This is a genomic window from Novosphingobium sp. IK01 (genome assembly GCF_033242265.1).
In the GTDB taxonomy this organism is placed as follows: Bacteria; Pseudomonadota; Alphaproteobacteria; order Sphingomonadales; family Sphingomonadaceae; genus Novosphingobium; species Novosphingobium pituita.
The window spans coordinates 62,258-76,317 of sequence record NZ_BTFW01000003.1 but is presented as its reverse complement, the minus strand read 5'-3'; the positions used below and the strand labels follow the sequence as shown (position 1 = coordinate 76,317).

Genomic DNA, 14,060 nt, shown 5'->3' with positions numbered 1-14,060 from the left:
GAGGGCGCGCTCGACAAGAAGACCAAGGAACTCATCGCGCTGGCCATCGGCGTGACCCAGCACTGTGACGGGTGCATCGGCTTCCACGGCAAGGCGCTGGTCGATCTGGGCGCCACGCGCGAGGAAGTGGCCGAAGTCATGGCGATGTGCGTCTACATGGGGGGCGGCCCGGCGCTGATGTATGCCGCCGATGCCCTGCGCGCCTATGACCAGTTTGCCAGCCCGGCAAAAAGTGACGACATTTGATGCATCTCAAATGAATGTTTTAATCTCCCGGCTAGGCAGGCCCTCGAAAGTCAGCTTCACCGGGAGAATCCCATGTATTGCGTGCAGTGCGAACAATCGAACAAGGGTGGTTGTGCGGTAAAGGTCGGGTCTTGCGGCAAGAGCGCGCAAGTGGCCGACATGCAGGACATCCTGCTGCGCGTGATGCAGGGCGTTTCGGCCTATGCGGCGCGCGCGGCGGCCGTGGGTGCGCGCGATGCCCGCGTCGATGCCTTCACGCCCCATGCGTGGTTCACCACGCTGACCAACGTCAACTTCGATGCGGCGCGCTTTACCGGTCTGATCGCGCAGGCGCTCGACATCCGCGCGCTGGCGCAGGCCTGTGCGCAGGGCGCGGGCGCGGATCTGGCGGACCTGCCCGAGGCGGCCACCTGGACGCCGGTCCTGACCGATGAAGGGCTGGCGCAGGCCGCGCCTTATGCGGCCATCCAGCGCTTCATGGACCGCGATGGGCCGAGCGTCGTGGGCCTGCGCAATCTGGTGCTCTATGGCCTGAAGGGAACCGCCGCCTATAGCGAACATGCCCGCGTTCTGGGCCACGAGGAAGCCGCAGTCAGCGCCGAATTCCACCGCATTGCCGCGTTCCTCGCCACCGATCCGACCGATATCGACGCCCTGCTGGCCCATTCGCTGGCGATCGGCGCGCTCAACCTCAAGGTCATGGAACTGCTCGACGCGGCCAATACGGGCCGTTTCGGGCACCCGGAAGTGACCATGGTGCGCATGACCCCGGTCAGGGGCAAGGCCATCCTCGTCTCGGGCCACGACATGGGCGATCTGGAGGCGATCCTCGAACAGACCGCGGGGCTGGGCATCAATGTCTATACCCACGGCGAACTTCTGCCCGCCAATGCCTATCCGGGGTTCAAGAAGTATCCGCACCTGATCGGCAACTATGGCGGCGCCTGGCAGGACCAGCAGCGCGAATTCGACGCCTTCCCCGGCGCCATCGTGATGACCTCGAACTGCCTGATCAACCCGGAAATCAAGGGCTATGCCGACCGCCTGTTCACCGCCGGGCCGGTGGGCTGGGCCGGGATCACCCATATCGCCAGCCATGATTTCGCCCCGGTGATCGCCCGCGCGCTGGCCTTGCCCGGCTTTGCCGAAGATGCCGCCGAACAGCGCATTCCGGCCGGTTTTGCCCGCAACACGGTGATGGGCGTGGCCGATACCCTGCTGGGCATGATCAACAAGGGCGAGGTGAAGAACCTGTTCCTGATCGGGGGCTGCGACGGCGCGCGTCCGGGCCGCAACTATTTCCACGACCTGGCCATGGCCACCCCGCAGGACAGTCTGATCCTGACGCTCGGCTGCGGCAAGTTCCGCTTCAACCGCGAGGATCTGGGCAGCATCAACGGCGTGCCCCGCGTGCTCGACGTGGGCCAGTGCAACGATGCCTATTCGGCCATTCAGGTGGCCGTGGCAGTGGCCGGGGCGCTCGGCTGCGGGGTCAACGACCTGCCGCTGCATTATGCGATCAGCTGGTTCGAGCAGAAGGCGACCGCCGTGCTGCTGACCATGCTGCATCTGGGCATCCGCAAGATCCACCTCGGCCCGACCCTGCCGCAGTTCCTCACGCCTGAGGTGCTGGGCGTGCTGGTCGACATGTTCGATATCCGCCCCACCGGCGAGGCCGGGCAGGATCTGGCCCGCATGCTGCAAGCGGCCTGACCCCCTGATGAGGCCTGCCCCCCTGATCCGCTTTCAGGGCCGTTGAGGACACCCCGTCCGCGGGCATGGCGCCGGCCATGCCCGCGGCGTCTCCGTTTGCGGGGGGCCTCTTGTTCCTTGGCCCGACTTGGGATACCGCGACGGCGTCTGCCGCCTTCGATGGCGCAGGCAAGATCGCGCCGGTGCTTCGAAAGAGGCTTAAAAGGGAACACGGTGAGAGGGGGCTTCCTCCCTTGAATCCGCGGCTGTCCCTGCAACTGTAAGCGGCGAGCGCGGTGCATATCGGCGGCAGGGCAGATCCCGCCGCCAGTCACTGGGCCGGACGCTAAATCATGCGAGGCCCGGGAAGGCCATGCATCGCTGCCTTGACCCGTGAGCCAGGAGACCTGCCTGCGTCTGGTCGCTCATGCTGTGGTCCAGGGGATGGCCAGAGCCCGGAATCTTTCCGTCCGAGCGACGAACGAGCGGTGGAGGCCGCATCGGTTCGTGCAGACGGTCGCCAGCGGTGTCCGATCGCTGACGCGCGCCGACCGCCCTGGTGGCGGCAAGCCCCCACCCCAGTCGCAGGCGCCGGGGGAATGATGATGAAAGTGATGAAATGCGGTGCGCTGCTGCGCATGGTGGCGGGCGCGGCAATGATGCTGGCGGCCATGCCAGCCAGGGCGGGGGAGGCCGTCGCGGCGCCTGCCGATGGGAATAAGGCCGATGGGGCTGATGCGAAGACGGGCGATATCGTGGTCTTCGGGCGGGGTCAGGCCCAGATCGGCACGGCGCAGGCGGCCAGCGAGGGCAGCATCGGGGGCTCGGACCTTCTGGTCCGCCCGCTGTTGCGGGTTGCCGAACTGCTCGAAGCCGTGCCCGGCATGGTCGCGGCCCAGCATTCGGGGAGCGGGAAGGCCAACCAGTATTTCCTGCGTGGCTTCAACCTCGACCACGGCACTGATTTTACGACCTATATCGACGGCGTGCAGATGAACTTGCGCAGCCACGGCCATGGCCAGGGCTATCTCGATCTCAACGGCCTGATCCCCGAGATCGTCGCGCGCGAGGATTTCCGCAAGGGGCCCTATCGCGCGGACGGGGGCGATTTCGCACTGGCCGGGGCGGCCTACATGACCACGATCGAGGGGGTCGACCGCCCGTGGATTTCGGTCGAGGGCGGTTCCTACAATGCGGGCCGTCTGGCCGCAGGCGGGACGATCAGGAACGTGGCCGGGGGAAGCCTGACGCTGGTCGGACAGGCGAAACGCTATGGCGGGCCATGGCAGGAGGCCGAACACCTGCGGCACTACGCCGGTTTCGCCAAGTACAGCGTGCCTGTCGGCGCGGGCACGATCGAGGCCACGCTCCATGCCTATCATGCGACATGGCGCCCGACCGAGCAGATCCCCGAGCGGATCATCGGCAGCGCGGTCTGCCCCGATGTCTTCTGTTCGCCCGATCCTTCGGCGCGGGGGCGCACGACGCGCCTGATCGGCAATCTCGCCGTCCGGCAGCCGGGCTGGAATGCCAATCTCTATGTCCAGTACTACGACTGGGCCATGTCCTCGAACCCGACATATGCGCAGGCCGATGGCACCAGCGCGCAGATCGACCAGTTCGACAGGCGCTGGATCATCGGCCTGACGGCGCGCAGGCATTGGGACGTGGGCAGCAGGCTGCGCCTGACGGTCGGCACCGAAAACCGCTATGACCACATCGGCAATGTCGGGGTGAACCGCACCGCAGACCGCGTGTTCCTGCGCTCGCTGGGGCACTACCATGTCGAGGAGGCCTCCGGCGCGCTCTATGGCGAGGCGACATGGCAGCCGGTGTCGGGGCTCAGGCTGACGGGCGGCCTGCGGGGCGATTACTACCACTACACGGTTCGCGCGCGCGATGGCGCGGCGGCGCTGCTGGGAACCGGAAGCGGGCACGATTCCATCGTCTCGCCCAAAGTCTCGGTGGCCTACAAGGTCCTGCCGCAGTTCGAGGTCTATGCGAACTGGGGGCGCGGTTTCCATTCCAACGACGTGCGCGGGGCGGTCAATGTGGAATCCCCGGTGCCGGTGCTGGTCCGGGGCACCGGCAAGGAACTGGGCGGGCGCCTGCAACTGGGCACCGTGTCCCTCACGGCCACGTACTGGTGGCTCAACGTGGGCAGCGAATTGCGGTTCGTGGGCGATTCCAACGCGGTCGAACCGACCGGCGCGAGCAGGCGGCGCGGCTACGAACTGGTCGGGTTCTGGCGGCCCTTGCCGTGGCTGGCGCTCGATGGCAGCTATGTCGCCAGCCATTCGCGCTATGACAATGGCAACCGCATCCCCAATGCGGTCGAAAACGCGGCCTCTGCGGGCGCGGCGATCGTGCTCGATCCATGGGAGGCGAGCCTGCGCGTGCGCCATCTGGGCCCCTATCCGCTGACCGATGACAATTCTGTCCGCGACAAGGGGAGCACGATCCTCAACGCGCGGGGCGCGTGGAAAGGCCGCAGGATAGAGATCTACGGCGAAGTGCTGAACATGCTGGACAGCCGCGACAAGGACATCGCCTATTTCTATGAATCCTACATTCCCGCCTTCGACACGAACAGTCCTGTCGACGGGCGCATGAGCCGCGTGATCGAGCCGCGCACGTTCAGGATCGGCGCACGCTACACGTTCTGATCCGCGCAGGAGGCGGTCTTTTCCGGCTTGTAACAAAAAGTGTGGGCAGCTTGATCGCAAATGCAAATGATGCGCAATAGGACATATGGCTCCCTTGCATCTCGCGCCCAACCTGATCCTTGTTCTCGCGCATCTTCTCAAGACGAAAAGCGTGGGGTCGACCGCGATGATGCTGGGCATGATGAGCCAGCCCAGCGTCAGCCGCCACCTTGCGCAGTTGCGCGAGGCGATCCAGGACCCGCTGCTCGTGCGCGCGGGCAACCAGATGGCGCGCACGCCGCGCGGCGAGGAACTGGTGGGGCGGCTGTCGGACTGGATGAGCACGACCGCGAGCCTGTTCGACACTTGCGAATTCACCCCTGCGCAGATTTGCCGCCGCTTCCGTATCGCCTCGACCGATTTCGGGGTGGCGACGGTCTGTCTTCCCGCGCTGCCTGCCCTGTGGCGCGAGGCTCCCTCGCTGGGGCTCGATGTCGTGCCGCTCGGGCATGTGCCGCACCGCAGCCTGGCTTCGGGCGATATCGATCTGGCGCTGACCGGGTTCGACCCGGTTCCCGAACAGATCCACCACGACCTGTTGTTCGAGGATACGTTCGTCTGCGTGATGCGGGCCGGGCATCCACTGGCCGAGGCCGACGCCGATGTGGTGAGCCTTGCGGGGTTCCTGGCCTATCCGCATCTGGCCTTGTCGGTCAGCGATGCCGAGCTGGACCGCGTGGCGATGGAGCTTGGCGCGGAGGCGCGGCATCGCAAGGTGGCCGCGCGGGTGCCCTATTTCGCGCTGGCGCCCCGGATGCTGGCGGCGGGCGATCTGGTCATGGTGGTGCCCGCGCGGGCGGCAGCGGGGTGGAGCGCGGGAGAACAGGAACAGTGCGCGCTTGCCGTCCGGCGCGCGCCCGAGGAACTGGGCACGCTCAGGTACTGGCTCTTGTGGCACGAGCGCAGCCGCCTCGATCCTCCGGCCCGCTGGCTTCGTGCGCGGCTGATCGAGATGGCCCGGATGGCGTCGGATGAGGGCGGGAAGGGCTGAATGACGGCTATTTGTTTTTGAGTGTTGCGGCCTCATGCCTTTGTTGACAGGTGCTAGTGCGATACATTAGCAATAATATCTGGTGGGCAACTTGAAAAACACGAAGAACTGGGCGCGCATGGGTTTGGCCATGGGTGGGGCCATTGGGGGCATGGTCGGCACGACCGGATCGACTGCCGCATACGGGGCGGAAATGGCCCCCGATATGACCGGAGGCACGCAGATCGTGGTGACCGCCTCCACCCGTGCGCAGAGCGTCAAGGATGCGCCCGCCTCGATCAGCGTGATCACCCGCGAAGACATCGAGCGGCTGCCCTACCGCGAGGTGACCGACGCCCTGATGGAGATTCCCGGCGTGACGGTGACCACTGGCGAGGGCAACAGCCGCGACATCTCGATCCGGGGCATGGCGCCGCAATATACGCTGATCCTCGTTGACGGGCGGCGGTTGAGCGCGCGGGAATCGCGCACCAACGGGGGCAGCATTTCCGAGGGTGGCCTGCTGCCGCCGATGGAGGCGATCGAGCGGATCGAGGTCGTGCGCGGGCCGATGTCCTCGCTCTATGGCTCGGATGCGATGGGCGGCGTGGTCAATGTGCTGACCCGCGCGATTGCGCCCACCTGGTCGGGCAGTGTGCGGGCCAATGGCACGATGCCCGCGGGGCGCAAGTATGGCGCCTTTGGCGACGCCAATTTCTATGTGTCGGGCCCGCTGGTCAAAGGGCTGGGGCTGCAACTGCAAGGCTCGCTCAACCGCCGGGAAGAAGACGCCATCCGCGGCGGCACGCCCGAGCGCAAGGACGAGACCCTGGCCGCCAAGCTGGGCTTCGAGATCAGCCCGGCCCACCGCCTGCTGATCGAGGGCGGCTATTATCGCCAGAAGACGGTGACCACGATGGGCAAGTCCGACATCGGCACGCCCACGGCGGCCGAGCCGCTGGGCACGCGCAGCGCGATGACCCAGACCCGCCGTGTCGGCTCGATAACCCATATCGGGGACTGGGGCTTCGCCACCTCGAACAGCTACCTGCAATACGAGGATGCCCGTCATCTTGAGGGGGAGAAGCGCATTCGCAACACCGTGGGCCAGTCGATCTGGCAGGTGCCGCTGCCCGCCAACAACCTGACGCTGGGCGGCTATTACCGGCATGAGGACATGACCGACCTGACCAGCAACGGCCTGGCCGGATCGACCCGCACGGGGGCCACGCGCACGAGTTGGGCGCTGTTCGCCGAAAACGAATTGTCGATCCTCAAGAGCCTGCGCCTGACCGGGGGCATCCGCATGGACAACGACGAACAGTATGGGGTCCACTGGACGCCGCGCGCCTATCTGGTCTGGTCGGTAACCGGGCGGGTCACGCTCAAGGGCGGCTATTCGCAGGGGTTCCGCGCGCCCAGCCTGCGCCAGACGCTGGTCGACTGGGGGCAGACGAGCCGGGGCGGAACGATCTATGGCAACCCCGACCTCGAGGCCGAGACCTCGCGCACGTTCGAGGCTTCTGCGCTCTACGAGAGCGGGGGAATCCAGGCCAGCCTGTCGGTCTATGACGCCCGTTTCCACGACAAGATCACCCGCGTCACCTGCCAGTCATCCGGGGCCTGGTGCATCAATGAACCGCTCAGCTCGATCGGGCGTCCGCCCACGACGTATGTCAATGTCGACGAAGCGGGCATTCGCGGCGTCGAACTCTCCTTCGACATACCACTGACCCGGACCTTGCGTTTCAACGCTTCGGGCAGCCTGACCGATTCCGTGCAACTGACGGGCGCCAACATCGGCGCCGCGCTCAACGACACCCCGAAACAGCAGGCTTCCGGCTCGCTCAACTGGAAGCCCAATGCGCGCCTGAGCAGCTATGCGCGGGTGATTTTCCGGGGCGAGGAAGCGGTCACCGAGGCGCAGATCTCGGGCACCAACACGGTCGCCCCGGCTTATGCCACGGCGGATATCGGGGCCTCCTATCGCCTTGCGTCCGGCTTTACCCTGCATGGCGGCGTCCAGAATATCCTCGACCAGCGGGCCGACTATGACACATATGGCTATGTCATCGATCCGGCGCGGATCTGGATGGGGGGGGCCGCGAAGTTCTGATGTGTGTGGGGGGGCTCGCGCGCGGGCTGAGCCTTGACCGGTGGATCGGGCAGGCGGCATGGAAGACGCATGATGGAACTTCGCCTTTTGCGCGCCTTTATCGAGGTTGTCCGCCACGGAGGCTTCACCGAGGCGGGCAAGAGGATCTTTGCCACCCAATCCACCGTCAGCAAGATGGTCAGGCAGCTCGAGGAAGAGCTGGGCGTCCAGTTGATTGACCGTTCCGGCCCGCGCGCGAGGCCGACCGAGCCGGGGCTGGTGGTCTATCAGCGCGGTCTCGACATGCTGGCCATGCGCGACGAATTGCTGGCGCAGATCGGCGAGTTCGACAGCCTGAAGCGCGGTGTCCTGCGCACGGGGGTACCCACGGTGGGGGGCGACATGCTCTTTGCGCCGGTCATCGCCGAATTCCGCCGGCGCCATCCCGAAATCCGGATCGAACTGATCGAACATGGCAGCACCCGCCTGCACGAGACCTTGCGCGCGGGCGATCTCGATGTTGCGGGCATCCTGCTGCCCGTGGCCGGGGAACTCGACCATCGCCCGGTCCGGTGCGAACCGGTGGTGGCGCTGGTGCCGCAAGGGGCCTTTGCGCCGGAACGGACCTCGATCGGCTTGCCCGACCTCAGGGACTGGTCGTTCCTGCTGTTTCAGGAGGGGTTCGCGCTCAACGACATGATCCTTTCGGCCTGTCGCCGCCACGGTTTCATCCCCACCGTGGCGATGCAATCGGCCCAGACCCGCTTTATCGCGCGACTGGTCGGGGCCGGGCTGGGGGTGGCCTTCATGCCGCGCATGGTGGCGCTGGCCGACCGGCCCGAGGGCGTCGCGCTGCTGGAACTGGACGAGCCCGATGTCAGTTGGAACATGACCCTGGCCTGGCGTCGCGAAGGCTATCTTTCGCAGGCCGCCCGCGCGTTCATCGACCTGGTGCAGGAGATGGTCGTGGAAGGGGCCGGGCCGGGTCATTCCATTTTGGACTGAGCCTAAGTCAGATGTTTCATTTTGAGAATGGAAGGCGCAGGATTAGGCCCGCCTCACACAAGGATGAAGACCACCCGCCTCCCTGCAACGAGGCCCGTCGCCCTTAAAAAGGTTAGCCCCATGATTGTCTCGGCCCCCACAGACTATCGCGAAGCCGCCCGCCGCCGGCTCCCCCGCTTCCTGTTCGATTATATCGACGGGGGCGCGGTCACCGAAAGCACGATGGACAACAACCAGCGCGAACTGGCCGGCATCGCCCTGCGCCAGCGCGTGTTGCCCGGCATTGCCGAACCCACCCTCGAAACGCAGGTCATGGGGTCACGCTGGGCGATGCCGGTCGTGCTGGGCCCGGTAGGGGCCACGGGCATGTATGCACGGCGCGGCGAGGTTCAGGCCGCGCGCGCAGCCCAGAAGGCGGGCGTGCCCTATACGCTCTCCACGGTCTCGGTCTGCCCGATCGAGGAAGTGGCCAGGGGCGCACAGGGACAGCTCTGGTCGCAGCTCTATGTGCTGCGCGACCGGGGCTATATGCGCAATGCGCTGGAGCGGTCGTGGACGGCGGGGATGAAGACGCTGGTCTTCACCGTCGACATGCCCGTGCCCGGATCGCGCTATCGGGACAACCGCAGCGGCATGTCGGGGCCGGGGGCGACCATGCGGCAATATCTTCAGGCGCTGGCCCATCCGCACTGGGCGCTGGATGTCGGCCTGCTGGGGCGTCCCTTGTCCTTTGGCAATATCGAGGCCTACGAAGGCCGCCCGATGAGCATGAGCGGCTACAAGGACTTTCTGGGGGCCAATTTCGATCCCACCATCGGTTGGCACGATCTGGAATGGATCCGCGAGAGCTGGAAGGGCGAACTGGTCATCAAGGGCATCCTCGACCCGGACGACGCCCGCGACGCGGTGCGCCTTGGCGCCGATGGCATCATCGTCTCGAACCATGGCGGGCGCCAGCTCGACGGGGCGATCCCCACGGCGCGCGCGCTGCCGCGCATTGCCGATGCGGTGGGGGACGATCTGACCATTCTGGCCGATTCCGGCGTGCGTTCGGGGCTCGATGTGGTGCGGATGATGGCCCTGGGTGCCAAGGGTGTCATGCTGGGCCGGGCCTATATCTATGCGCTGGCCGCAGCGGGAGAAAAGGGCGTGTCGCACCTGCTGTCGCTGTTCGCCGCCGACATGAAGGTGACGATGACGCTGACCGGCGCGGCCTCGCCCGACCGGATCGACGCCAGCAGCCTCGATGAAGTGGAGCGCTACATCGCCGCCGGACGGGCCAGCCCGGCACAGCCCGACGGGGCCGCAGACGCCTGACGGGCGCCCCCGCATAATCCTTGTTTCAGGCAAGCCCGAAGGCCAGCGACGCGAATGTGCGTGTCGCTGGCCTTTTTCTGTTCCGGCGCGAGATCTTGCCAGCCTGCGTATCCGTGAAGGCCTCCCGCTCCCTCTTTCCCGTCCACGTTTTGGCAGATTTCCTTGGTGGTGGAGTGGGTTCAATGTAGGTGGAGGTAGTTTGTTAGATATGGCAGGATATGCCAAGAGTCACCAATGTATACATTGGCATCTTGTCGTCCGCTGCACGGGGCTTTGAGTGAATGATCGTAACGTCGAGATTGTCTGACGAACTGGGGGCCGAGATTGATCGTCTCGCGTCTGCCAGCGGACTGAATAGCCCCTAGCCCGATTTATTCATGAGCCCGCCGCGCTGGGGGGCTGGGCTTCGGCGTGTTGGTGGCCGGGTGACCTGGGCGAGCGCCGCCGGCGGCGTTTTTCGCCGCAGCAAAACCGATGGGCTTTTCGAGGTTGATGGACGATGGCTCGGGCTTTGTGCGGCACAGCCGCGCTGGCTATGTCGGCGCTGGCCGGAGAATGGTGGCGATGGCTTTGAACGGCTCTGTTGCAAACTCTGATGCGGTTGCCAAGGTTGGGCCCTTGGATTGGTAAGGTCGGTTGTGATGGACGATTTCAAAGGGCGGCATTTTACCGGCGAGGTCATCCTATGGGCGGTCCGCTGGTACTGCCGGTACGGCATCAGCTACCGCGATCTCGAGGAAATGCTGGCGGAACGTGGCATCGATGTCGATCACACGACCATCTATCGCTGGGTGCAGCGCTATGCGCCGGAGATGGAGAAGCGGTTGCGTTGGTTCTGGCGGCGAGGCTTTGATCCGAGCTGGCGTCTGGATGAGACCTACGTCAAGGTTCGGGGCAAATGGACCTACCTGTACCGGGCGGTCGACAAAAGGGGCGACACGATCGACTTCTTCCTCTCGTCGACCCGCAGCGCCAAAGCCGCGAAGCGCTTTCTGGGAAAGGCCCTTCGCGGGCTGAAGGGCTGGGAGAAGCCAACGAACTCAACACCGACAAGGCCCCCAGCTACGGCGTCGCAATCGCCGAGTTGAAACGAGAAGGGAAGCTCGCCCTGGAAACCGAACACCGGCAGGTAAAATACCTGAACAACGTGCTCGAGGCCGACCATGGCAAGCTCAAATTGTTGATCAAGCCCGTGCGTGGTTTCAAATCGATGCCGACAGCCTACGCCACGATCAAGGGCTTCGAGGTCATGCGCGCCCTGCGCAAAGGGCAAGCCCGGGCATGGTGCCTGCAGCCAGGGATCAGGGGAGAGGTGCGTCTGATCGAAAGAGCATTTGGCATTGGCCCCTCGGTCATGACCGAGGCCATGGACGTGCTCAATCAGCATTTTGCCAATGCTGCCTGATCCCCAGACGGGGTGACGCTGCCCGGCCGTCACCAATGTTTGCAACAGAGCCAGCTCTCGAAGGATAGGATGGTCTTGTCGTAGCGGGTTGCGATACGGCGCTGTTGCTTGAGCTTGCCGAACATGCGCTCGACGCGGTTTCGGTCCCGGTAGCGGCGATAGTCGGGGTGCTCGGGCACCTTGCGGTTCGAGCGGGGTGAGCGAGCGGCGGGCGTGCCGTGTCATCGATGCCGATCGCGAGAGCGTGCGTTACCGTTCCACGCGGGACGATGATGCCGGTCTGCGAGAGAAGCTGCGCGAGCTGGCCAACCAGCGTCGGCGGTTCGGCTATCGCCGTTTGCATATCCTGCTGCGCCGGGAGGGCGTGATGATCAACCGCAAGAAGACCCAACGTATCTACCAGGAGGAAGGCCTGGCGGTCAGGCGGCGGCGCAGCCGCAGGAGGGCCGTGGGGACCAGAGCGCCCGCTCCGGTCCTGGCGCTGCCGAACCAGCGCTGGAGCCTCGACTTCGTGCACGACCAGATGGCGTTCCGCGTGCTCAACGTGGTCGATGACGTGACGAGGGAGTGCCTGGCAGCGGTGCCCGACACCTCGATCTCGGGGCGCCGTGTCGTGCGCGAGCTGACCGAGCTGATCACCCAGCGCGGCAAGCCCGGCATGATCGTCAGCGACAATGGCACCGAGCTCACCAGCAATGCCGTGCTGGCGTGGTGCGGGGAGATCGGCGTGGAGTGGCACTACATCGCGCCAGGTAAGCCGATGCAGAACGGCTACGTCGAGAGCTTCAACGGCCGGATGCGCGACGAACTGCTGAACGAGACGCTCTTCCTCAGCCTGCCCCATGCCCGGGTAGAGATCGCCGCCTGGGTCGATGACTACAACCGGGAAAGACCACACTCGGCTCTTGGATACGAGACCCCGGCGGCCTTCGCCGCCGAACTGGATAAGCAATGGCCTGCTTCGCTACGCCCTACGGGCTCCGCTACGCAGCCCATTGCTTCAACCGCGCTCATGCGCAAAACAACCGCCCGGCTCTAATCCCAGCTGGAGGAAAGCTGGGGGTCAGGTCAGTTGGCAAACACTGGGGGCTGGACAGCATCACCACCTCTGCTGGCAACACCCAGTTTGCCAACCAGTATAAAATCGGCTCCAACACAACCGCCGACCTTGCCATGGGCTGGCGCATCCATAATATTGGCAGCGTCTTCCGTGAAATTACGCCGAGCCTTAAAATTGGCAACCTGTTCAACAACCGTTCGGTCAGCAACTTTGCGGGGAACCAGAACTACGATAGAACCCCCCTTTACTGTCGCAACCCCGGGCGTAGCGTCTTCTTCAACCTTGCGGTGACCATGCCATGAGACATCTTTTACTGTCCTGCGCCCTGCTTGCGGCAACACCTGCCCTTGCTGCGCCCACACCCACCACACCGGAACAGGCACCGGCCGCCCCCCACGCGGCCCACCCTCCCCAGGGGACCGTGCTGGAGCGGGTGGTGCTGCTGGCCCGCCACGGCATTCGCAGCCCCACAAAAGACCCGCAAACCCTGCAAGCCCAGACCGGCCACGCATGGGCGCAATGGCCTGTGGCACCGGGTGAGTTGACCGAACACGGCAAGCTTGCGCTGGCCCAGATGGTGGGCATGGTGCGCGCGCATTACACACAGGCTGGCCTGCTGCCTGCCACCGGCTGCCCCCAGCCGGGCAGCCTTGCCATATGGTCCGACGCCAAGCACCACCGCACGCGTGAAAGCGGGAGCCTGTGGGCCGAACATCTGGCCCCCGGCTGTACCCTGCATGCACACGCATTGAGCGATGGGCAGGAGGACCCGATTTTTGCGGGGTCTCCCACCCCCCTGAGCGTGCAGGACCAAAGCGCCATTACGCAGGAGTTCGCACAGCGCGCGCGCGCCCTGTCCCCCACAGTGGCGCAGGCGCTACACACACTGCAAGAGGTGCTGGCCCCCACCGCCTGCACCACCGACACACCACACTGCCTGAGTGCCGATGTTGCGACACTGGCATGGAAAAAAGGCAAACCCCACCTTGAGGGCGGCCTTGCCACAGGTGGCACAGCGGCAGAAAACCTGCTGCTTGAATACGCACAGGGTTTGCCAGAACAGGCCGAACCCTTTGGCCAGACGGCCCCTTCCCCCCTGATCGGGCAGGTTTTCCCTCTTCATATTGCAGAAAGCTGGCTGATCCGCCGCCTGCCCACACTGGCAGCGCACAAAGGGGCTGGCATGGCGCTGGCCGTGCAGAACACCCTTGCAGGCAAAGTCACACCCGACCTGCCCGCCAACATGGCGCAGGCACGCCTGCTTGTGCTGTCCGGCCATGACACCAACCTGGACGCGCTGGCCACATTATATGGGCTGGACTGGTCCTTTACCGACCAACCCGACCCCACTGCCCCCAACACAACGCTGGCCTTTGAACTCTGGCGTACAGCCCACGGCCCATACATAGCCGTAAGACTGTTCCATCAGGGACTGGAAGAGTTGCGCGCACTCACCCCACCAGACCCCACGGCGGACATACAGTTGATTGCCAGCGGCCCCTCGCTCAAAACCCTGCGCCCCACCACAGCTGCCCAAGGCCGACCGTAAGGCTCTGTTGCAAACT

General features: G+C 65.2%; 9 protein-coding genes, 3 pseudogenes and 1 riboswitch. Of the genes and pseudogenes, 11 read left to right on the top strand and 1 reads right to left on the bottom strand.

The window, feature by feature from the left end:
- The 8 genes and pseudogenes from SBI20_RS17205 to SBI20_RS17170 all read left to right on the top strand — a co-directional run.
- Positions 1–246: carboxymuconolactone decarboxylase family protein (locus tag SBI20_RS17205; RefSeq protein WP_317976295.1), on the top strand; the 246-nt coding region annotated here is incomplete at its 5' end.
- A gap of 72 nt (positions 247–318) precedes the next feature.
- The gene (gene hcp / locus SBI20_RS17200; protein WP_317976294.1) at positions 319–1,959 is read left to right on the top strand and encodes a hydroxylamine reductase; all 1,641 of its coding nucleotides are present in this window, start codon (positions 319–321) and stop codon (positions 1,957–1,959) included.
- Between the two features lie 163 nt (positions 1,960–2,122).
- Positions 2,123–2,367, top strand: a riboswitch (cobalamin riboswitch).
- A gap of 170 nt (positions 2,368–2,537) precedes the next feature.
- On the top strand, positions 2,538–4,604 hold the full coding sequence (locus SBI20_RS17195) for a TonB-dependent receptor (RefSeq protein ID WP_317976293.1): 2,067 nt from the start codon (positions 2,538–2,540) through the stop codon (positions 4,602–4,604).
- Between the two features lie 85 nt (positions 4,605–4,689).
- The gene (locus SBI20_RS17190) at positions 4,690–5,634 is read left to right on the top strand and encodes a LysR family transcriptional regulator (RefSeq protein ID WP_317976292.1); all 945 of its coding nucleotides are present in this window, start codon (positions 4,690–4,692) and stop codon (positions 5,632–5,634) included.
- A gap of 130 nt (positions 5,635–5,764) precedes the next feature.
- Positions 5,765–7,729, top strand: coding sequence for a TonB-dependent receptor domain-containing protein (locus SBI20_RS17185; protein ID WP_317976291.1), 1,965 nt, complete (start codon positions 5,765–5,767; stop codon positions 7,727–7,729).
- A gap of 69 nt (positions 7,730–7,798) precedes the next feature.
- Complete coding sequence (locus tag SBI20_RS17180; protein ID WP_317976290.1) at positions 7,799–8,713, top strand: LysR family transcriptional regulator; 915 nt, start codon at positions 7,799–7,801, stop codon at positions 8,711–8,713.
- A gap of 120 nt (positions 8,714–8,833) precedes the next feature.
- Positions 8,834–10,030, top strand: a complete 1,197-nt coding sequence (lldD, locus tag SBI20_RS17175; RefSeq protein ID WP_317976289.1) for an FMN-dependent L-lactate dehydrogenase LldD — start codon at positions 8,834–8,836, stop codon at positions 10,028–10,030.
- A gap of 641 nt (positions 10,031–10,671) precedes the next feature.
- Positions 10,672–11,435, top strand: a pseudogene (locus SBI20_RS17170) (IS6 family transposase).
- A gap of 29 nt (positions 11,436–11,464) precedes the next feature.
- Here SBI20_RS17170 and SBI20_RS17165 read toward each other — a convergent pair.
- Positions 11,465–11,602: pseudogene (locus tag SBI20_RS17165) on the bottom strand (transposase); the annotation flags it as partial.
- A gap of 26 nt (positions 11,603–11,628) precedes the next feature.
- On the opposite strand from SBI20_RS17165, the pseudogene SBI20_RS17160 reads away from it, so the two are divergent.
- From SBI20_RS17160 to SBI20_RS17150, 3 genes and pseudogenes are all read left to right on the top strand, one after another.
- Positions 11,629–12,474, top strand: a pseudogene (locus SBI20_RS17160) (IS3 family transposase); the annotation flags it as partial.
- Positions 12,387–12,797 carry a hypothetical protein gene (locus tag SBI20_RS17155; protein WP_317976288.1) on the top strand — a complete coding sequence of 137 codons (411 nt, stop codon included), beginning with the start codon at positions 12,387–12,389 and terminating at the stop codon, positions 12,795–12,797. The pseudogene SBI20_RS17160 and the gene SBI20_RS17155, both read left to right, overlap by 88 nt.
- A 134-nt stretch (positions 12,798–12,931) precedes the next feature.
- The gene (locus tag SBI20_RS17150) at positions 12,932–14,044 is read left to right on the top strand and encodes a histidine-type phosphatase (RefSeq protein WP_317976287.1); all 1,113 of its coding nucleotides are present in this window, start codon (positions 12,932–12,934) and stop codon (positions 14,042–14,044) included.
- The last annotated feature ends 16 nt before the right edge of the window (positions 14,045–14,060 follow it).